This is a genomic window from Allosaccharopolyspora coralli, from assembly GCF_009664835.1.
Classification (GTDB): Bacteria; Actinomycetota; Actinomycetes; order Mycobacteriales; family Pseudonocardiaceae; genus Allosaccharopolyspora; species Allosaccharopolyspora coralli.
In genome coordinates, this window is the sequence record NZ_CP045929.1 from 4,562,235 (window position 1) to 4,582,605 (window position 20,371).

Below are 20,371 nucleotides of genomic sequence, written 5' to 3' on the forward strand. Positions count from 1 at the left end.
CTCAGGACTCCTGGTGGGTGTCGCTGGTGAGGACGGCGAGGGGCTGGTCGAGCCCGACGGACTGCCCCTTGCGGACGTGGACTTCGCTGACGCTGCCGTCGACCGGGGCGGTGATGGTGTGCTCCATCTTCATCGCCTCGACGACGAACAGGGTCTGGCCTGCGGCGACGGTGTCCCCGACGGCGGCATCGGCGACGAGGACGGTGCCGGGCATCGGGCTGGTCACGATGCCGTCGCCGGGGCCGTGAGCGGCGCCCGCTTCCGCCAGCAGCTGATGTTCTTCGAGCGCCCAGGTGCGGCCTCCGGCCGCGAGCCAGGTGGTGCCGTCCGCGTGCAGCGTGCGGTAGCGCCGGGTGACGCCGTCGAAAGTGACGACGAGGAACCTGCCGTCGAATCCGGCGGACACGCGCCCGGTCGCGTTTCCGTCCGCGTGCACGACCTCGACCTCCGCGTCGGCTGCTCGGCCGCGCAACCGCACCGCGACTTCTCCGCCATCGGCGGCGAACTTCCACGTGCTCCACGCCGGACGACCGATACGCCACCCGGTCGTAGCGCTCCACGGACTCGCCTCGGCACCGCTTTCGGCGTCCAGCAGCCGTTCCAGCGCCGCCGCGACGTACACCTCGTCAGGTGTGTGGCCCGCGTCGCCGACCAGCGTGGGCAGCGCCCGCTCGACGAGCCCTGTGTCGAGTGCACCGGCACGCACGTCCTCGTGGCCGACCAATGCCCGCAGGAAGCTGATGTTCGTGCCGAGACCGAGCACCACGGTGTCCGCCAGCGCGGCATCGAGCCGCCGCAGCGCGTGGGCTCGTGTCGGGCCCCAGCTGATGACCTTCGAGAGCATCGGATCGTAGTCGGATCCGACGTTCAGTCCTGTGTGGACTCCGGAGTCGACACGAACCCCGTCGCCCGACGGCTCGTGCAGCGCGAGGACCTCTCCGCCCGTGGGCAGGAAGCCACGCGCCGGGTCCTCGGCGTAGACGCGGGCCTCGACCGCATGTCCGTCGATCCGGAGGTCGTCCTGCGTGAAGGGCACACGTTCACCGGCGGCGACCCGGACCTGCCACTCGACGAGGTCGAGACCACGGGTCCCGTCCACGGCGGTGACGAGCTCGGTCACCGGGTGCTCCACCTGCAGTCGGGTGTTCATCTCCATGAAGAAGAACTCGTCGGGCCGGTCGGCGGAGACGATGAACTCGACCGTCCCGGCACCGACGTAACCGCAGGACCGTGCCGCGTCGACTGCCGACGCCCCGATGCGATGACGCGTGTCCTCGTCGAGCAGGGGGGACGGCGCCTCCTCGATGATCTTCTGGTGACGTCGCTGCAAACTGCATTCGCGCTCGCCGAGGTGGACGACGTTGCCGTGCGCGTCCGCGAGAACCTGGACCTCGATGTGTCGTGGTGTGGCGACGTAGCGCTCGACCAGCAGTGTGTCGTCACCGAAGGCGGATTTCGCCTCCCGGCGCGCGGCCGCGATCTGGTCGTCCAACGTGGACTCGTCGTACACGGCGCGCATCCCCTTGCCGCCGCCTCCGGCGGAAGGCTTGAGCAACACCGGGAATCCGGCGTCGACGGCTCCCTGTCGGACGTCGGCGTCGGACATGCCCGTGTCGCTACGTCCCGGGACGACCGGGACACCTGCCGCACCGACGGTGTTCTTGGCCCGGATCTTGTCGCCCATGGAGTCGATCGCCGAGGCGGGCGGCCCGATGAACGTCACGCCCGCGTCCGCGCACGCGGAAGCGAACGCCGCGTTCTCCGCGAGGAATCCGTACCCCGGGTGGATCGCCTGCGCGCCCGTGGCCCGCGCGGCGCCCAGAATCTTTTCGATCGACAGGTAGCTCTCGGCCGCACTGCGGGGTCCGATGTGGACTGCGATGTCGGCCTCGGCGACGTGCCGGGCGCCTGCGTCCGCATCGCTGTAGACCGCGACCGATCGGATTCCCATCCGGCGCAGGGTCCGCATCACGCGCACGGCGATCTCGCCGCGGTTGGCGACGAGCACGGTGTCGACGTTCTCGGGAATCTGCTGTGACAGCACGCCGTTTCCTTCGCTCATGGGCATCGCCGCATCACATCCGGAAGACGCCGTTGTTGACGGGCTCGAGCGGGGCATTGGCCGACGCGGTGATCGCGAGCCCGAGGACATCGCGGGTCTGCCGCGGGTCGATCACGCCGTCGTCCCACAGCCGCGCCGTCGAATAGTAAGGATGCCCCTGTTCCTCGTACTGGTCCCGGATCGGCTTCTTGAACGCTTCCTCGTCCGCTGTGGACCACTCCGTGCCGCTGGCCTCGAACTGGTCGCGGCGGACGGTGGCGAGCACCGATGCCGCCTGTTCGCCGCCCATCACGGAGATCCGGGCATTGGGCCACATCCACAGGAAGCGGGGCGAGTACGCACGCCCGCACATCGAGTAGTTGCCCGCGCCGAAGGAGCCGCCGATGACGACCGTGAACTTCGGCACCCGTGCGCATGCCACCGCAGTGACCATTTTCGCGCCGTTCTTGGCGATCCCGCCCGCCTCGTACTCCTTGCCGACCATGAAGCCTGAGATGTTCTGCAGGAACACCAACGGAATGCTGCGGCGATCGCAGAGCTCGACGAAGTGCGCACCCTTGAGCGCCGACTCGCCGAACAGGATGCCGTTGTTGGCGACGATCCCGACCGGTTGCCCGTGGATGCGGGCGAACCCGGTCACCAACGTCTGCCCGTACTCGGACTTGAACTCCGCGAAGCGGCTCCCGTCGACGACGCGGGCGATGACTTCGCGGACGTCGTAAGGAGTGCGGCTGTCGGTCGGCACGACACCGTAGAGCTCGTCCGGGTCCACCGCGGGCTCCTCGACCGGCGCGACCTCCCACGGGCTCGGCTCAGCCGGACCGAACGTACTGACGATGGTGCGCACGATCCGGAGCGCGTCGGCGTCGTCGTGGGCCAGGTGATCGGTGACGCCGGAGGTCCGCGCGTGCAGGTCACCACCGCCGAGTTCCTCCGCCGTGACATCGGCCCCGGTGGCGGCCTTCACCAACGGCGGACCACCGAGGAAGATCGTGCCCTGATCGCGGACGATGACGGCCTCGTCGCTCATCGCGGGCACGTACGCGCCGCCCGCGGTACAGGAACCCATGACCGCGGCGATCTGCGGGATTCCCCGCGCGGACATGGTGGCCTGGTTGTAGAAGATCCGCCCGAAGTGTTCCCGGTCGGGGAACACGTCGTCCTGTTTCGGCAGGAACGCTCCGCCGGAGTCGACGAGGTAGAGACACGGAAGGTTGTTGTGCAGCGCGACTTCCTGCGCGCGCAGGTGCTTCTTGACCGTCATCGGGTAGTACGTGCCGCCCTTGACGGTCGCGTCGTTGGCGACGATCACGCATTCACGGCCCTGGACGCGACCGATACCGGTGATGATGCCCGCGGCGGGCGCCTCGTCGCCGTAGAGCCCGTGGGCGGCCAGTGTCGAGAGTTCGAGGAACGGCGACCCGCGGTCGATCAGCGCCTCGACCCGTTCGCGCGGCAGCAGCTTGCCGCGGTCGACGTGCCGCTGACGGGACTTCTCCGGGCCGCCGAGGCGCGCTTCGTCGAGGTCGGCGTTGAGGGTCTTCACGAGCGCCGAGTGGTGCTCGGCGTAGCGCGCGTAGGTGTCCGAGGCCGGGTCCACGGCGGAGGACAGGACAGGCGCATCCATGCGTCGTGCGCACCTTCCACGTCGTCGGGGTGGTTCGCAGAGGTGGTTAGTCACCGTTAACTACCGTGATGTTAACGCTTACTAACCACGTCGTCTAGTATCGGGTCCGATGCCTGTGGACACCAGCTCGACCAGCCAGAAGCCGACCCGTCGCGACCAGCTCCTCGACGCGGCGGCGGAACTGTTCGCCCGCTTCGGCTTCCACGGAGTGGGCATCGACGACATCGGAGCCGCCGTCGGCATCTCCGGACCCGCGCTCTACCGGCACTTCCGCGGCAAGGACGCCATGCTCGCGGAGTTGCTCACCGGCATCAGCGACAAGCTGCTCGAGGGTGGGCGCACCCGGGTCGCCGCCGCGCCGAGCGGTCCGGAGGCACTGCGGGCGCTGGTGCGCTGGCAGGTCGAGTTCGCCCTCACCAACCCGGCGCTCATCACCGTGCACATGCGCGACCTCGACAGCCTCGCCGACACCGACCGGCACCGCGTTCGGGAAGCACAGCGCGGCTACGTCGAAGTGTGGGTCACCACGCTGCGCACGACCCGGGACGATCTCGACGCACCCACGGCGCGAGCGACCGCTCACGCCGTCATCGGGCTGATCAACTCCACTCCGTACAGCGCGCACCTCGCGCCCGACGCGATGGCGGCCCTGCTGGAACGGATGGCCCTGGCCGCCGCCGCGCCTGGAGGCCCGTGAGAGAAGGTGCGTGAGTTGACCGCAGCCCGCACCGCGCACCCTCTTATTCGAACGGCTGGACGTTCGGTTCGCACACGGTTCCCTGCTGGGGAGCTGTCAGCGTGAGCAGGTAGTCCGTGACGATCGCGTCGGCACAGTCGCTGCCGCCGAGGATCACGTGCCCGAAGGAAGCCACCTCGACCAGCGCGGCGTTGCCGAGCTGCTCTGCCATGCGACGCGCGAAGTCCATCCGGGTCGCCGGGTCGTAGCGATTGCCGATCACCAGCACTGGAGTGTCCGCCTGGTGCTGCCACGGCCCCCGGTACGCCGACTCGCCCGCCGCAGGCCACGCGGAACACCCTGCCGCGTCGTTGAACGCCTGATACCGGCCGAAGTTCGGCGACTCCCGCTCCCACTGCTGCGCCGTGACGGGTACCGCGGCGGAAGCCCGCGGGAACGGCTTGTCCGAACAGTTCACGCCGAAGTACGCACTGTCGACGTACGGCGCCGCGCCGTCGGACGACGGGTTGTCCAGACGGCTGTTCACCAGCGGTGTCTCGAGGACCGTGGCGCGCTTCGGGGCCTGACCCTTCTCGGGATGCAGTACCCGGTGGATCGACTCCAGGTCGCCGGCCAACGGCGCGAGCGTGTGCACCGACCACAAGGCGCCGGAGACCGTCTCGGTGAAGCGGTTGAGGTCCATGACCGTGCCGTCGGGCATCGCGATCGGTTCGGCACGCACCCGCTCCCGGATCTCGTCGAACTTCGCCTGCGGGTCTCCGGAGCTGAACGCGCAGTCCGGCCCCACCTGGGCGCACCGGTCTAGGAACGCGTCAAGGGCGATCTCGAATCCCTGGGCGCGCTGCCGGTCGTACTGCGACCCGTCATTGGTCCGCAGGTTCGGGTCGACCGCACCGTCGAGGACGAGCGCGCGAGTCCGCTCGGGGTACATGTTCACGTACGTCGCGCCGATGAGCGTCCCGTACGAGTAGCCGACGTAGGTGAGCTGCTCGTCGCCGACGGCCTGCCGCATCGAGTCCAGGTCCCGCGCGGTGTCGGCGGTCGACATGTGCCGCACGAGTTCGCCGGCGTTGCGGCTGCAGTGCTCGCCCTGCTCACGGTAGGCGTCGAGGGTGGTCGACATCTCTTCGGCGGTCACCGGAACCGGGACGAGCCCACCGAGGACCGCGTCCGCGTCCTCTTGGGACTCGAAACACCGCAGTGGGGAGCTGCGGGCGACACCGCGCGGATCGAAGCCGACGAGGTCGAACCGGTCGAGGACCTGTGGGGCGAACCGGCCGAAATCGGTGGCGGGCCTGGTGAAACCCGGGGTTCCCGGGCCGCCCGGATTCAGGAACATCGAGCCGATGCGCTGGGCGGGGTCGGTGGCGGCCCGCCGCATCATCGCGATCTCCACCGTGCCCTTGGCGGGATCGGCGTGGTCGATCGGGACTTCGTGTGTCCCGCAGCTGTAGAGGTAGCGCTGGCCCTCCGGGACGCCGTCGAGAGAGGCCGAGTCGCACGGTCCCCACCGGACTCCCGTCGCGGCAGACTCCGCGGACGCTTGGGCGCCGGTGAGGGTCATGGCGCAGAGCGCCCCCACGAGCAAGACTGCGGTGCGCGCCAGAATTCGCCGTCCGACCATGCTTCGGCCCCCGCCGTTGTTTCCGAACCGAACGAAGACGATCACGTCCTCCTCGGGTGTCGATCACACCGCAGAATGCGCAAACGTTACTCGCGCCGAGGGATCACACAGCGGGCGTTTCCCACAGATTCACACGAACTAGCGGCAGAATCCCCCGAACAGCCCACTTTTCAGCGGCAAATTCGCGCGAATTTGCCACCCGGACATTCCGGGGGAACAGGAGGAATCGGACTTTGGGTCGAGAGGGTGTCAGTCGATGTGGGTGTGGAGGTCGTCGGCCAGGAAGCAGAGGTGGTCGGCCAGCGCGCCCACCGACGGGTCCGGGTACGGGTACTCCCACGCGGCGTCGGTGAGCTCCACGCCGTCGGTGGTCACCGAGTAGTACACCGCTTCGCCCTTGTACGGGCAGAATGTCCGAGTTTCCGACGGAGTCAGCAGCTCGGTCCGCACGTCCGAGCGAGGAACGTAGTAGCGGTTCGGCAACCCCGTCTCGGAGACCACGACCGCCTGGCGGGTATCCGCGACCTCGACGGGACCCGCCTCGACACGGACACGGCGACTCGTGCGCACGGCGTCGACCCGGTGGTAAGGGTCGCGCAACGCACGGACCTTCTCGTCCTCGTCGAACCACGCGTCCATCGCGGACCAGTAGACGGCGACGTAGCCGTCCAGCCACTCCGCATCAGCTACCGGCGTGGGGTATCGCCACACGGCGTCCTCCGCGAGTCGCTCGCCGGCACGGACCGACTCGTAGGTGGCGTCGCCCTTGAACGGACAGTGCGTGCGGGTCTCGGTCGGCTCGAGCAACTCCGTGCGGACGTCCTGCCTGGGCACGTAGAGCTGCGGCGGCAGGTTGCTCTCGTGCAGCACCTTCGCGTCGGTGCTGTCGAGCACCGTCTCACCGTCGAGTACGGCCCGGATCCGACGCGGATGGTCCTCCCAGAGCAGCAGGTGCGGCGGACCGTCGATCCGGTAGTTGACGGTGTCAGGTCCTCGAGTGGCCAACGGGCGGCCCGGCGACGTCAGACTCACGCCCCCAACCTACGCCGCGGACCTCGACCGACGCCGCCGCCCGATCCTGTCTTGCACCGCTTCCGGGCCGGGTTGATCCTGGAGCAGCAGCCCCGTGCCGCGCGGAGGGAGGGGGCCGATGGCGAGGGTTGACGTCACGCCGACTCCGGTGCCGACGAGAGCTTTCACTCACTCCCGTCCCCCCAAAGGCGGGCGGTTGATCCCCTGGGCACACACCACCGATCCGAAACAGATCGGGGTCCTCTACCTGCTCACCGCGTTCGCCTTCTTCCTGATCGGTGGCCTGATGGCCCTGCTGATCCGGGGCGAACTCGCGAGTCCCGGGCTGCAGTTCCTGTCCCAGGAGCAGTACAACCAGCTGTTCACCATGCACGGCACGATCATGCTGCTGTTGTTCGCGACCCCGATCGTGTTCGGATTCGCCAACATCATCCTGCCGCTTCAGATCGGCGCACCGGACGTCGCCTTCCCTCGGCTGAACGCGTTCTCGTACTGGTTGTTCCTGTTCGGCGGGCTTATCGTGATCAGCGGATTCGTGATGCCCGGCGGCGCCGCCGACTTCGGCTGGACGGCCTACACGCCACTGGCCAGAGCCACCTACAGCGCCGGTGTCGGCGGAGACCTGTGGATCACCGGCCTGATCGTCAGCGGCCTCGGCACCATCCTCGGCGCGGTCAACATGATCACCACGACCGTGTGCTTGCGCGCACCGGGCATGACGATGTGGCGGCTGCCGATCTTCGTCTGGAACATCCTCGTCACGAGCCTGCTGATTCTGATCGCGTTCCCGATCCTGACCGCCGCGCTGATGGGGCTACTCGCCGACCGCCACCTCGGGGCGCACGTGTTCGATCCTGCCAACGGCGGGGCGATCCTCTACCAGCACCTGTTCTGGTTCTTCGGCCATCCCGAGGTCTACATCGTGGCGCTGCCGTTCTTCGGCATCGTCACCGAGATCATCCCTGTGTTCAGCCGCAAGCCACTGTTCGGCTATGTCGGCATGGTGTTCGCGACACTGGCGATCGGCTTTCTCTCGGTCGTGGTGTGGGCGCACCACATGTTCGCCACCGGCGCGGTGCTACTGCCGTTCTTCTCGTTCGCCACGTTCCTCATCGCGATCCCGACAGGGCTGAAGTTCTTCAACTGGACCGGAACGATGTGGAAGGGACAGATCACGCTCGAGACGCCGATGCTGTTCTCCGTCGGCTTCCTCGTGACGTTCCTGTTCGGCGGGCTCACCGGCGTGCTGCTGGCGATGCCGCCGGTGGACTTCCACGTCCACGACACGTACTTCGTGGTCGCCCACTTCCACTACGTGCTGTTCGGGACGATCGTGTTCGCGGTCTTCGCCGGGATGTACTTCTGGTTCCCGAAGATCACCGGCCGGATGATGGACGAGACACTCGGCAAGCTCCACTTCTGGCTGACGTTCGTCGGGTTCCACACGACGTTCCTGGTGCAGCACTGGCTGGGCAACGAGGGTTTCCCCCGCCGCTACGCCGACTACCTCCCCACCGACGGCTTCACCACGTTGAACGTGATCTCCACGATCGGGGCGTTCGTCCTCGGAGCGTCGATGCTGCCGTTCCTGTGGAACGTGATGAAGAGCTACCGGTTCGGGGAGCTGGCCAGGGTCGACGACCCGTGGGGACACGGCAACTCGCTGGAGTGGGCGACATCGAGCCCGCCACCCCGGCACAACTTCCTCGAACTGCCCCGGATCCGCTCGCTGCGCCCCGCCTTCGACCTGCACTATCCGCACATGAAGGAACGCACCGAACGCGAAGCACACGTGGACATGTTCAAGCGCGACGAGTCGCACTGAGTCACGTGCGGATCCGTCCCCACGGCTTGGCGACATTGACCCAGGTCACGAAGCTCAGCGCTACGGACGCGACGATCGGTGCGGCGATCGCCGAACCGGCAGCGGAGCCGACCGCGTCGAGCACCGGCGTCCCCAGCTCGGCCCGCGCAGCGGCGTCGCCCGCCGCGACGAGAGTCGGGGCGAGCGCGTAGTTGACGGCCAGGGTCATGACGACCGTGGCCACCAGGCTCACCATCGTCCACCAGTAGCGGAACAATCCCCACTTCGTGCCCAGCGAGACGAGGATTCCGCTGAACAACGTCGCCCACGTCACCGGCACGAGGACCTGGGAGCCGAGGATGCCCAACGCGATGTAGGCCGCGCGCTGCAGCTGCGGCTCGCCGGAGAGGACGCCGGTCAGGCCGAGTGCGAGCAAGCACACGCTCCCGCCGATCCAGCTCACGGAGGCGACGACGTGCAGCGACACCAGGATCTTGCGTAGCCTCGGCGGCAGGAACGTCCGCGGCCGCGATCCGGATGCGAGCGGTGCTTCCGGCGCGGGAACGGTAGTGGCCATGCGTCGGTGATACGCCGCCGCGCGCAGCCGCGGATCGGGGAAGCCCCTGAGTCAGCCCGGAGCCCACGAGACCGACCGCGGACGTGGCGCTGTTCATAACCGATACAGGAACATCCCGCCGGAGCCTCGCGTTGACAGTCGCGGGAGCGGCCCGAGGCAGTCCTCGAGCCCAGGGCCATCCTCCTTCACGGAGTCACGCCGGGCCACGCGGGCGAGCTCCCGAAGCCCGCGCCCGACCGCCACGACCGGATCAGGAGAGATTCGTGCCCATCGCACTGCTGGCACTCGCCATCGCGGCGTTCGGCATCGGCACCACCGAGTTCGTCATCATGGGCCTGCTCCCCGAGGTCGCCCAGGACATGGGCGTGTCGATCTCGGCAGCGGGCAACTACATCTCGCTCTACGCACTCGGCGTCGTCATCGGCGCGCCGCTGCTGACCGCGGCCGGATCGCGGGCGCGGCGCAAGACGATGCTGCTCAGCACGATGGGGCTGTTCACGGTCGGCAACCTCGCCGCAGCGCTGGCACCGACCCATGAACTGCTGCTCGCGTCCCGCTTCCTCTCCGGCCTGCCGCACGGCGCCTTCTTCGGTGTCGGCGCGGTCGTCGCCGCTCGCCTCGCCGACCCGGACAAACGCGCCACAGCGGTGTCGCGCATGTTCATCGGCCTGACCGTCGCCAACATCATCGGGGTTCCGATCGGCACCCTGCTCGGCCAGCAGTTCGGCTGGCGCTGGACCTTCGCGATGGTCGCCGTGATCGGCGTCGCGGCGTGGACGGCCGTCACCGTCCTCGTGCCGCAGGCCGAGCAGGAGCAGCAGACGGGTCTGCGCACTGAGCTGCGCGCCTTCCGCGAACCGCAGGTGTGGCTGGCGCTGGGCGTCGTCGTGTTCGGCTTCGGCGCGCTGTTCTCCTTCTACAGCTACATCACGCCGGTACTCACCCAGGTCACCGGCTTCGCCGCAGCGTCGGTCCCGATCCTGCTCGCCCTCATGGGCGTAGGCATGACCGTCGGCACCTGGCTCGGCGGGATACTCGCCGACGTCGCACCGATGCGGACGCTGTTCGCGTTCCTGTCGGCGCTGGTCGTGGCGCTGCTGGCATTCAGCGCCCTCGCACACAACGCCGTCGCGGCGGCGGCGGGCCTGTTCCTCGTCGGCGCGACCGCGTTCGCCGCGATCCCGAGCATCCAGATGCGGATCATGGACAAGGCGGCCTCCGCGCCGTCGCTGGCCTCGGCGAGCATCCAGTCGGCGTTCAACATCGCCAACTCGATCGGTGCCTGGCTCGGCGGACTCGTCATCGCGGGCGGCCTCGGGCTGCTCGCCCCGAGTTGGGTGGGCGCGACGCTGGCCCTCATCGGGATCGGGATCGCGGCGGTGGCCGTCATCTTGGACGGTGGCGTTCGGCCGCGCGCGCCGAAGCTCGTCGCGTCGTACCGTACGCAGCGTGAGCGGTCCCGGACCGAGTCCGCATCGGAGTCCACGACCGGCTGACGACGGGGCGGGGAATTCCAGCGCCCGCCGATCACGTTGTCCCCACGAGGCGGCGCGCACGGCTCAGCCGGTGAGCCTCACGAGCGCGAACCGCCGCACCCACCAATCAGCTCTGGAGGAGCGATTACATTGACCCAGGTCCCGGACATCACGCTGAACACCGGCAACACCATTCCGCAGCTCGGCTTCGGGGTCTTCCAGATCCCCGCCGACGAGGTGGTCGAACCGGTGAAGACAGCGCTGGAGGCCGGCTACCGCAGCATCGACACCGCGGCGGTCTACGGCAACGAAGAAGGCGTCGGCAAAGCCATCGCCGAGTCCGGCCTCGCTCGTGACGACCTGTTCGTCACCACCAAGCTCTGGAACGACCGGCACAACTACGACGAGGCGCTGCGCGCGTTCGACGAGAGCCTCGACAAACTCGGTCTCGACTACGTCGACCTGTACCTGATCCACTGGCCCTACCCGGGTCAGGACCTCTACGTCGACGCATGGAAGGCGCTGCAGAAGCTGCACAGCGACGGGCGCGCGAAGAACATCGGCGTCTCGAACTTCCAGATTCACCACCTGCGTCGGCTGTTCGAGGAGACCGACGTGGTTCCGGCCGTGAACCAGGTCGAGCTGCATCCGAACCTGCCGCAGGGAGATCTGCGCGCCTTCCACGCCGAGCACGACATCACCACCGAGGCGTGGAGCCCGCTCGGCCAGGGCAAGGGTCTGCTGGACGACGAGACACTGCGGGCGCTGGCCGACAAGTACGGCAAGTCCCCTGCGCAGATCGTGCTCCGCTGGCACCTGCAGCTCGGCAACGTGGTGATCCCGAAATCCGCCACCCCGGCGCGGGTGCGGGAGAACTTCGAGGTCTTCGACTTCGAGCTCGCCGACGACGACATGGCCGCCGTCACGGCTCTGGACACCGGCACCCGCGTCGGCCCCAACCCGGACGAACTCGGCGCCTGACAACCGAGGCAGCGTGAGCCTTTTTAGTGGTCATAGCCACCAAAAAGGCTCACGCCGCTGCGTAGGCGAGAACTTCTTCGGGGGGAACCTGCCGCTGTGGCCGACGGCCTGCGGCTGCTGCGGCTCGGGGTGGAGACGCACCTGGTCACCAGCCACGCGGCGCTGCCGCTGCTCATCCGGCACCCCGGCGGGCTCGTCGTGGAGGTCACCGACGGCACGCGCGAGTTCAACGAGGCGCACTACCGTGGTGAGTGCGACGTGTTCTACGACCTGACGAAGGTCTCGGTGACCCGGCTCGGCAGGGCGCAGGCAACTGGCGGACCGGTCGTGACCGGTGGGCCCGTCGCGAGCCACTTCTCGGGGCGGCTCCCCGGTCTGCGGGCGATGCACCGCTGATCACATGGCTCCAGCAGGGACCGAACGTACGGCGGTGATCCATGCGGACGGCAAGCGTCCTTCGTCACCCTGCCTGCTGCGCCAGAGACCTCACCGCGACCTCAGCGAACTGGCGAGCCTTTTCGCACGCGGAGGGCTCATTCTCGGTGCCCGGCCCACCGATCGCCCTCAACGACTGCCCACCCGCCACATCTACGTACAACCTGCACAGGTCGCGCGGACCCAAGGGAATCTCGGCAGGACTGACAAGGATCGTGCGATAGCCCTGAATGCGCGGCAGATCCTTGGCCTTGGAGGACATAGACCCACCAGTCCAACGATCAATCCCATGGTTCGTCACGACACTGACACGAACAGTGCCCCCGTACCGCGGGCTGTACATGCAGGTGGAACCCTTCTCGTCCGCCCCTGACACCGCGGGAACCGGACTTGGCTGCGCCGTCACCTGCAGGGCATTCAACTCGCTCTGAGAAATCAAGTCGCAAGGCTGCACCTCGTCGAGCGACAGATCACGCGGCCGATCCGAGGAACCGCATCCCGCTGCCAATCCCGCCACAGCGACCACCGCGAGAACCAGTGAAGAAAGTCGCCTGTTCATCCGTAGTACCGCACCTTCACCTCGGACACCTCAACCTGGTAACGATCGATCAACTGCGGAGCCACCTCAACGACCCGCGCCACGAACTGATCCTCACTCAACTCACGCACGGTCCCGCGCCGCAGGCGCGCGCTGAACTCCCGCATTCCGACCGTGGAGAGACTGATCCGACCGTCACCGGACTCCACACCCACCTCCACAGCGTGGATCTCCTCCTGAAAATCGAAGTCGTGCTGATCGTTCGACTCCACGTTCAGGCTCGTCGCACTGATCGCCTCCCGGTACTGCCGCATCCACCCCGTGAACAGACGCTCGGCCAGGCTCCCCAACGCACGCTCAAGAACACGCTCGTCGATGAACTCGTACACACTCTCACCGAACGAGAGCGACACCTCGCTGCGGTTGCGCAGCTCGGCGTGGATCTCCACGCCGGGAGCCGACGCCCGCACCCGGATGTCGTCCAACTGTTCTGCCAGTCCGGCCATCGCCGCACCTCTCCCTAGTTGACCCCGCCGAGACCGCGCTCGCTGGTCGTGACGTCGCCTTCCATCCCGGCCAGGGCCGGCCGCGGCGACACGAAGGAATCCTTGGCCCCCTGCACCTGTCCCGTGATGCCGTTCAACGCCTCCGCGATCTTGCCCCCGGAATCCTGAATCTCCTTGGTAAGTTCTCGGATCGCGTCCTCCATCGACTTCAAGACTTGATCCACTGAACCGCCCGGTTTCTTGACCACTTTGCTCGCCGCGACACCGGCATTGCCGACGGAGCCAGCAGCGCCGACAGCGGCGATCACGGCAGACGCGCCGCCGGTGAACGGGATGGCACCAACCGCCGCCACCGCCGACACGACAGAGAAGGTGAATGCCAACTCGTTTTTGCCGCAGCCGAGAACATTGTCCAGACCGTCATTGACTGCTTGGGCAAGGAATCGAATATCCTCGTCCGCCTTTCCCCAGCGGTTCTGGTCTGCCTCCAGCGCGCCTTTCAGAACTCCGAGCAGCAGGAACTGATTCTGAGCGATGTAGGGAAACTTGTCCAAGAAGTTGCGCTTGAAATTGTCGGCTGCCGCACCAGTCCAGTCATGCAGTGTGTCGCCCGCCGACTCGGCGCGCGCGAGGTCCGGATTGGCCAGGATGTTTCCACCGCTGATCGGGTCCTTCGCCTCCCCTGAGGATAACTGCTTCATCGCGTCGTTCGCGGCCTCGATCGCCCCGGTGTAAGAGCTAGCTTCCGGCATGCGGGTGAACGGCTCGAACAGCGGAGCGATCCTGCCCCGGTAGTCCTGTTCGACGTGCTCGCGGGGGATCTCGATCGGAGGGCCATCGCCCCGGTTGGCTTTCCGCCGGAGTTCCTGGACCGCGACGGTGATCGCCTTCTCCTCGAGGGCCTGTGCCTGGGACATCAGGTCTTCGCTCATGTTCTCACTCCGGTTTCGGCTCGCCCTGTTGCTCGATGATCCGCTGCAGTTCCTCCGCCGCGACGCGGTCGCGTTCCGCGTAGTCCGCAGCCGCCTCCCGGAGCGCTTCGGCGGTGTCATCGAGGTTGGTCCGGGTCTGCTTCAACAGGTCGACCACGACGGCGTGCGCCTCGTTGTACGTGTCGAACACCGAACCCTGGCCGCTGACGAACTGCCCAGGTTCCCTCGGCAGACCGTTCACCATGGCGTGCGCCGACTCGGACTTGCCCGCCGCGCTCTCGTAGGCACCGGCCACCGTCGGCAGGTCCGACTTGGCGACCTGTTCGAGGCCGTAGAGGTCGACTCCGAACTCCTTGCCGGTGTGTGTCATCTCGCTCCCCCACCCTTGATCACGGCGGGAAGGCTACCGCCCGCCCTCCTGTCGTGTAGGCGTTTCACAAAGAGAGGGTGACCACAGGCGGCAGACCTACGGACGACGCGGGTGGGGTGCCAGCAAGGGACTCTTCCTGTCACCAGTGGCCGGAAGGGTCCCTCGCTGTCACATTGCGCCACCGCAGCTTCGCCGCGCCGAACCACGGCAGTTCCGAGTGCGTCAACGGCACACCGAGCACCGCGTCCTCCGGCAGCGGGAACAATCGCACGCCTTCGTGCGGGGGTCTCCACGGTCAGTGGCAACATGTCGAACGCGCCCGCGCGCGGTCGGCGGCGGCCAGCCGCGCCGCAGTATCGCGGCGGTGAAGTCGCGGTAGCGCAGGTCGCCGCCGGGTGCGTCGAGCACCTGCGCTCCGCCACCAACGGCGGCCGGACCCGGCCCGGTGATCACCGTGTTCGCCCCCGGACACCCCGCAGCGACGCGGACCGCGCATCCTCAACGAGCAGCTCATTCGCTACGCCGGGCCGGGGACAGGGCGCCGAGGAGTCCCCGGCGACGCTCTTCCGGGGCGTCGGTGAGGCGACTCGCCCGCTGCGCCCGGTCTCCGCCGGTGACCGTCAAGGAGGCGGAGGACTTCCTGTGGCTCTTCCACGCCGAGGTCGTCGCAGATCGTGCTTCGCTGGCACCTGCAGCTCGGCAACGTGGTGATCCCGAAGTCCGCCACCCCGGCGCGGGTGCGGGAGAACTTCGAGGTCTTCGACTTCGAGCTCGCCGACGACGACATGGCCGCCGTCACGGCTCTGGACACCGGCACCCGCGTCGGCCCCAACCCGGACGAACTCGGCGCCTGACAACCGAGGCAGCGTGAGCCTTTTTAGTGGTCATAGCCACCAAAAAGGCTCGCGCCCCGGCTGGCGGGTCAGGCGAGCTGGACACGGGCCGGGGCCGGACCGTTGAGGACGTTGCTGCCGGACCGCAGCGACATCATCTGTGAACGAGTCGCCACCCAGCGCGGGAACTTCCCGAGTCGCTGCAGCGGTGTGCTGCGCTGCAAGGACGTCAGTGCCGCCGTGCGCGACACCTTCGCCACCCGCGGCCGACGTTCCTGCTCGTAAGCCCGCAGGCGCGCAGTGAGCGTCCCGCTGTCGGTCACGTCCGCGAGGGACTGCGTCAGCACCCACGCGTCCTCGAGCGTCTGGTTCGCTGCCTGCGCCACGGCCGGCGGCATCGCGTGCGCGGCGTCCCCGAGCAGCGTGCTGCGCCTGCCGCCCCAGACCCGCGGCACCTGGTGGCGAATGTGCGGGAAGAACCCGAGATCGTCATCGCCGATGGAGGCCAGCAGCGGTTCGACGGGGTCCGGCCAGCCCGCGAACACCTCACGCAGGTCGGCGACCGTCAGTTCGCGGACGCCCTCCTTCCACGGAGTGTCGAACCACCAGTGCAGCAGGCCGTCACCCGCCGGAATGAGCCCGCAGTGCCCGTTGCGGCCCGCGATGTTCAAGGTCCGGGTACCGTGCGCCACGGGAAGGTCACTGAACGTCAGACCCTGCCAGCTCGCCCAGCCGGTGAGGTGGGCCGGCTCCCCGCCGAGCACTCGGCGACGCACCACCGAACGCTGCCCGTCGGCTCCGATCACGAGATCACCGGTCTCGCGGCTGCCGTCGGCGAAGACGACCTCCGCATGGTCCGGGTACTCGCGCACGTCGACGCAACGACGCCCGAAGCGGAAGACGTCCGCGGGCAGCAGGTCGGCGAGCAGGGCCAGCAGCGTGCGTCGGGGGATCTCGACGGTGGGAGACCCGAGCTGTTCGGTCACTTCGTCGAGGTCGGCCTCCCAGAGCAGGCGACCGGAATCGGTCAGGGAACGCAGACTGTGCAGTTCACGGCCGACGCCGTCCAGCGTCACCCCGAGTTCGGTGAGCGCGGCGGTGCCGTTGCTCCAGATCGTGACTCCCGCACCGCCGTTGCGCAGGCCGTCGGCGTGCTCGAAGACGTGGACCTCGTGTCCTTGGTCGAGCAGTCCCCGGGCAACGGCAAGTCCTCCGACCCCTGCGCCGATGACAAGAACCCGCATCGTCTCCATCCGTCCACCGACAGTCCGCCCCGGTCCCAGCGTAGCTATTCGCGCGGCGTGTCCGACTTGTGCTTGCTCACACGCCGCGGACCCGCGCACGATCCGCAGACAGACGCTACCTTGCACGACCGAGTCGGCCATACCACTTCACGCGCGGTCCGGATCACACTCGGACACGGGGAGCGGACGGACGGCGCGGGGGCGCACCGTCCGCTCGGGGGACGATCGCGGAACCGGCTGCACGGCCGACCGCGGGACTCAGACTGTGGGGGTCAGGCTGAGCTGTTCAGGCCGCGGGCTCGAGGAACCGCCCGGCGACGAGGCCCGGTTCTTCGTCCCCGTCGAAACGGACCCAGAGAACGGGCCCGTCGAAGACGTCGGGGAGGCCGGTGGCGGCTTCCACCACGGTCCCCGTCTGATCCCGGAACCGGCCGAACGACGCGCGCACGCGCGCACCGGGCTCCAGCGGACTCGGCGACTGCTCCATGGAAGTGGACGGTACGTGTCCGCGTGGCACAACGGAAAACCGCGTCGGGTTGACACGCCGGTGAACGCCCGAGGTGAGCGGAGAAGCCCGAGCGCACGCACCCGGGACCCCGCCGCACCGTGAGGGTTGTCACGGAGGGAGGCTGTCCTGGCGGGTGACGAGTCGCGCAGCGGCGGAGGTGGCAACGGGTGCGGACGGTTCGACGCTTCGGCGAGCACGAACTCGAGGTGAAGAAGTCACGGTTCTTGTGCGCGGTGGCTCGCGTGACCTCGGAAGACGAGGCGCGGGAGTTCATCCGGGGCCGGCGCAAGGCGCACCACGACGCCCGGCACCATTGCTCGGCGTTCGTTCTCGGTGACGAGGCGAGCACCCAACGTTCCAGCGACGACGGCGAACCCGCGGGGACGGCCGGGGGGCCCATGTTGGAGGTCCTGCGCCGCAACGACCTCACCAACACGGTCGCGGTCGTCACCCGCTGGTTCGGCGGAGTCAAACTCGGCGCGGGCGGGCTCGTGCGCGCGTACGGCTCGGCGGTCTCGGAGACACTCGAGAACGTGGGGCTGGCCGAGCGCCGCCCGGTGCGGATCATGCACATCGCGACGCGGCACGAGACGGCGGGAAAACTGGAAAACGATCTCCGCGTGGCCGGACATCACGTCGCCGACGTCGAGTACGGCGACAAGGCGCGGATCGCCGTCCACGTGCCCGACGAGACGGTGCCGGACTTCGAGACCTGGCTGGCGGAAGCCACCGGCGGCGACGCGCATGCCGCTCGAGGCGACCTCATCCACGTGCTGCACGAGCTGTGACCGCGACGAGTCCTGCCTTTCGCGACGGCCACGACGCCGAACGACGTCTCGCCTGAAGCCGCGTCCGCGACGGTCTAGGCGCCGTCGGCTTCACGGCGCACAGCGAATGGCCCGTGAGCACGGACGAGCAAGCCAAGATCCCGTTCGGCGCGGGCCAGTTCCACGCAGCGGTCGCTGTTCACGTCGATCTCGACGACCGAGCGCGCGCCGCACGGCGCGGGCAACGTCCAGGTCGACAGGGCCGTCCCCGACCGGCCGTCGAGCAGCGCGGCTCGATCACCTCCCGGCTCGCCGACGAGGAAACCCCCACGCACAGCGGCGGGAAGCACCGTGGCCATCGCCGTCCCGTTCCAGCGTGGACGGCCTGTGAAAAGGGGACATCGCCTTCGTCGTCCTGTGATAGTGACGCCATCCGCCGTGACCGGTCAGTGGTGGCAGTTCCACGCTCCACTTCCGAGCACCTGTCACCGCACTCAGACACGGCAGGACACTCGGGGATCGTTCGAGCGTGCAGCACCCACGTCGCTCGGCGCCAGACCACCCGGCCACGAGGTGATCGACGTGTCCCACTGAACCGAACCGTCAGCCAGATCGAGACACACCAACCTGCTCCGGCGCTCGTGCAGACGATCCGATCGTCGGCCAGCGCGACTCGGCTGACGTGCCCGGCCTGGTGGAGGTCACGTTCCCATACGATGTCGATCATCGATGGACAGAGCACCATGATTCGGCAATCCGGGCAACGCCATTCCGAACCAGACCGTCCACACGAGACATGCTCTTGCTCAGCCGACCGCGTTGATGCGCTGGAAGTCCGGCCATGCCCGGTTCCAGTCGACGCCCTCGGCCACCTTCGCGAGAAAGATCGGACTGCCTTGCGAGAGGTTTTGGATGTCCCGGCCGTTGTCGATCTCACCGACCTGCCGCACATCGGTGAAATACCGGTCGACCTCCGGACGGATCTTGCCTACGTGGATCACCGTCTCGGCATCCGCCGGTGGCTGCCCGAAGAACCAGTAGCCTCGCGAACCGCTGTACACGTCGGGAAGATCATGCCGATCGTCGTAGAAGTCGAGCGCCGCGGCCGTCCAGTAAGAGCTCGTGATGACGACGGTGTCCTTCTGCTGCTGTGGCGGCACACCACGATGGATCTCCGCGACGTCGCTCGCGAGCTTCGGCCAGCCGATCTCGTCCAGCCGGAAATCGAGCATGCGCTGGCTCGGTCCGCTGAGCGTCGTCACGTCCTGCAACGGCATGGCGCCGAGCGGCAAAATCGCCGAAACGGCGATCGCAGGCACGGCCACCCAACTCCACGCACGACGTGACTCCGCAGCCTCGCGGCGCCGCTGGAAACCGATCGCGCCCGCCGCCCAGAGAACGGGCAGAACCCCGGCCATGTAATACGGCCTGCCGTTGACCAGCGCGAACACCACAATGACCCCGAGCGCGGTCCACCCGAGGAACCGGAACGGGCGCAGGTCTTGCGAGCGCACCAACCGCCACATCCCGTAAATCCCCAGCACCATCCCGAACACCGGCCCGAACGTGAGCAGGATGAGGGCGGCGGTCATCAACGGCCCGCCCAGGGAGCCCGAGCTCATCTCCGCGGAGACGGCGCTGCCCATCTCGATCTGCGGCCACCCGTTCGCCGCTTGCCACACCAACGTCGGAATCACCGCCACCGTCGCGATCGCCGCACCAGCCCACAGTTTCGGGCGCCGCAGCATCTCGCGCGGGCCGACGATCGCGAGCGTCACCGCGAGCAGCACCGCGAACACCACGACCTGGAACTTCACCTGCGTACTGATCGCTACGGCCACACCCGCCCACAGCAGCAGCCGGTCGTCCGCGACGCCCTCCGCATGCGTGCGAACCCAGCGGATCAGCAACCAGGTCAGGGCCGTCCACATGAGAATGTCGAACGCGATGGTGTTCAAGTTCCGGTGCAATGCCAGGAACCCGATCGCGTACGCGGTCGCGGTGTAGAGCTGCGCGCGCCGATCCGCTCCGAGTTCGCGGGCCACCAACGCCGCGACGACGACTCCGACTCCGTAGGCCAGTGCGGCAGGCGCCCGGAGCGCGGTCAACGAGCCAGGGAACAGCGTGTCCATCGCCACGGCGATCAACGGGACGAGGGGTGGCTGGTCGGCATACCCCCAATCCAGATGCCGACCAGCCGAGACGAAGTACAGCTCGTCCCCGAAATAGCCGTAACGGCCCGAGAGGACGAGCAGTAGTGCGGTTCCCGCCGCGGCGAGACACAACGTCGGCAACAACGCCAAGGCGTGTCTCGCACGCAGCACCTTCTCGGTGGATCCCCCAGTGATCGTGGTCATGG

The 20,371-nt window shown here is 68.0% G+C and carries 20 protein-coding genes and 1 pseudogene; 7 read left to right on the forward strand and 14 right to left on the reverse strand.

Features of this window, described 5'->3' with window-relative positions; genetic code table 11:
* Nucleotide 1 precedes the first annotated feature (1 nt).
* Nucleotides 2-1,969: an acetyl/propionyl/methylcrotonyl-CoA carboxylase subunit alpha gene (locus GIY23_RS21270; RefSeq protein WP_407646883.1), complete on the reverse strand. Its 1,968-nt coding sequence runs from the start codon at nt 1,967-1,969 to the stop codon at nt 2-4.
* Nucleotides 1,970-2,075: 106 nt separating this feature from the next.
* Nucleotides 2,076-3,689, reverse strand: a complete 1,614-nt coding sequence (locus GIY23_RS21275; RefSeq protein ID WP_154078277.1) for a carboxyl transferase domain-containing protein — start codon at nt 3,687-3,689, stop codon at nt 2,076-2,078.
* A 109-nt stretch (nt 3,690-3,798) separates the two neighbouring features.
* Between GIY23_RS21275 and GIY23_RS21280 the strand changes: the two genes are divergently transcribed.
* A complete protein-coding gene (locus GIY23_RS21280) occupies nt 3,799-4,386 on the forward strand; it encodes an SACE_7040 family transcriptional regulator (protein ID WP_154078278.1) in 588 nt (195 codons plus the stop codon).
* A gap of 43 nt (nt 4,387-4,429) precedes the next feature.
* Here the strand turns inward: GIY23_RS21280 and GIY23_RS21285 are convergent, their stop codons facing one another.
* Entirely contained in the window at nt 4,430-6,055 is a 1,626-nt protein-coding gene (locus GIY23_RS21285) for an alpha/beta hydrolase (protein ID WP_228717425.1), read from the reverse strand.
* Nucleotides 6,056-6,259: 204 nt separating this feature from the next.
* The gene (locus GIY23_RS21290; RefSeq protein ID WP_154078279.1) at nt 6,260-7,042 is read right to left on the reverse strand and encodes a DUF427 domain-containing protein; all 783 of its coding nucleotides are present in this window, start codon (nt 7,040-7,042) and stop codon (nt 6,260-6,262) included.
* Nucleotides 7,043-7,160: 118 nt separating this feature from the next.
* On the opposite strand from GIY23_RS21290, the gene ctaD reads away from it, so the two are divergent.
* The gene (gene ctaD, locus GIY23_RS21295; RefSeq protein WP_154078280.1) at nt 7,161-8,867 is read left to right on the forward strand and encodes an aa3-type cytochrome oxidase subunit I; all 1,707 of its coding nucleotides are present in this window, start codon (nt 7,161-7,163) and stop codon (nt 8,865-8,867) included.
* Nucleotide 8,868: 1 nt separating this feature from the next.
* Here ctaD and GIY23_RS21300 read toward each other — a convergent pair whose 3' ends face one another.
* Nucleotides 8,869-9,423 (reverse strand): hypothetical protein, encoded by a 555-nt coding sequence (locus GIY23_RS21300; protein ID WP_154078281.1) that lies wholly within the window; start codon nt 9,421-9,423, stop codon nt 8,869-8,871.
* Between the two features lie 263 nt (nt 9,424-9,686).
* Between GIY23_RS21300 and GIY23_RS21305 the strand changes: the two genes are divergently transcribed.
* From GIY23_RS21305 to GIY23_RS21315, 3 genes are all read left to right on the forward strand, one after another.
* Nucleotides 9,687-10,919, forward strand: coding sequence for an MFS transporter (locus GIY23_RS21305; protein ID WP_154078282.1), 1,233 nt, complete (start codon nt 9,687-9,689; stop codon nt 10,917-10,919).
* Between the two features lie 129 nt (nt 10,920-11,048).
* Complete coding sequence (locus GIY23_RS21310) at nt 11,049-11,879, forward strand: aldo/keto reductase (protein WP_154078283.1); 831 nt, start codon at nt 11,049-11,051, stop codon at nt 11,877-11,879.
* 96 nt (nt 11,880-11,975) lie between these two features.
* Nucleotides 11,976-12,275 carry a hypothetical protein gene (locus GIY23_RS21315; protein ID WP_222850198.1) on the forward strand — a complete coding sequence of 100 codons (300 nt, stop codon included), beginning with the start codon at nt 11,976-11,978 and terminating at the stop codon, nt 12,273-12,275.
* A 64-nt stretch (nt 12,276-12,339) separates the two neighbouring features.
* Here the strand turns inward: GIY23_RS21315 and GIY23_RS21320 are convergent, their stop codons facing one another.
* The 5 genes from GIY23_RS21320 to GIY23_RS21340 form a co-directional block, all read right to left on the reverse strand.
* The gene (locus GIY23_RS21320; RefSeq protein WP_154078284.1) at nt 12,340-12,873 is read right to left on the reverse strand and encodes a DUF3558 domain-containing protein; all 534 of its coding nucleotides are present in this window, start codon (nt 12,871-12,873) and stop codon (nt 12,340-12,342) included.
* On the reverse strand, nt 12,870-13,358 hold the full coding sequence (locus tag GIY23_RS21325; RefSeq protein ID WP_154078285.1) for a hypothetical protein: 489 nt from the start codon (nt 13,356-13,358) through the stop codon (nt 12,870-12,872). The genes GIY23_RS21320 and GIY23_RS21325 overlap by 4 nt, the downstream gene beginning before the upstream one ends.
* Before the next feature lie 14 nt (nt 13,359-13,372).
* Nucleotides 13,373-14,290: a hypothetical protein gene (locus tag GIY23_RS21330; protein ID WP_154078286.1), complete on the reverse strand. Its 918-nt coding sequence runs from the start codon at nt 14,288-14,290 to the stop codon at nt 13,373-13,375.
* A gap of 4 nt (nt 14,291-14,294) precedes the next feature.
* Nucleotides 14,295-14,660, reverse strand: a complete 366-nt coding sequence (locus GIY23_RS21335; RefSeq protein ID WP_154078287.1) for a hypothetical protein — start codon at nt 14,658-14,660, stop codon at nt 14,295-14,297.
* Nucleotides 14,661-14,799: 139 nt separating this feature from the next.
* A complete protein-coding gene (locus GIY23_RS21340) occupies nt 14,800-14,931 on the reverse strand; it encodes a nitric oxide synthase oxygenase (protein ID WP_222850199.1) in 132 nt (43 codons plus the stop codon).
* 394 nt (nt 14,932-15,325) lie between these two features.
* On the opposite strand from GIY23_RS21340, the pseudogene GIY23_RS21345 reads away from it, so the two are divergent.
* A pseudogene (locus GIY23_RS21345) lies at nt 15,326-15,514 on the forward strand (aldo/keto reductase); the annotation flags it as partial.
* Between the two features lie 68 nt (nt 15,515-15,582).
* Here the strand turns inward: GIY23_RS21345 and GIY23_RS21350 are convergent.
* Together GIY23_RS21350 and GIY23_RS21355 are read right to left on the reverse strand one after the other, a co-directional pair.
* On the reverse strand, nt 15,583-16,746 hold the full coding sequence (locus tag GIY23_RS21350; RefSeq protein ID WP_222850200.1) for an FAD-dependent monooxygenase: 1,164 nt from the start codon (nt 16,744-16,746) through the stop codon (nt 15,583-15,585).
* Between the two features lie 277 nt (nt 16,747-17,023).
* Nucleotides 17,024-17,224 carry a hypothetical protein gene (locus GIY23_RS21355; protein ID WP_154078289.1) on the reverse strand — a complete coding sequence of 67 codons (201 nt, stop codon included), beginning with the start codon at nt 17,222-17,224 and terminating at the stop codon, nt 17,024-17,026.
* Between the two features lie 188 nt (nt 17,225-17,412).
* Here GIY23_RS21355 and GIY23_RS21360 point away from each other — a divergent pair, with 188 nt between their 5' ends.
* Nucleotides 17,413-18,033, forward strand: a complete 621-nt coding sequence (locus tag GIY23_RS21360; protein ID WP_154078290.1) for a YigZ family protein — start codon at nt 17,413-17,415, stop codon at nt 18,031-18,033.
* 74 nt (nt 18,034-18,107) lie between these two features.
* Here the strand turns inward: GIY23_RS21360 and GIY23_RS21365 are convergent, their stop codons facing one another.
* On the reverse strand, nt 18,108-18,371 hold the full coding sequence (locus GIY23_RS21365; RefSeq protein WP_154078291.1) for a hypothetical protein: 264 nt from the start codon (nt 18,369-18,371) through the stop codon (nt 18,108-18,110).
* Between the two features lie 447 nt (nt 18,372-18,818).
* Nucleotides 18,819-20,369, reverse strand: coding sequence for a glycosyltransferase family 39 protein (locus GIY23_RS21370; protein ID WP_154078292.1), 1,551 nt, complete (start codon nt 20,367-20,369; stop codon nt 18,819-18,821).
* Nucleotides 20,370-20,371 lie beyond the last annotated feature (2 nt).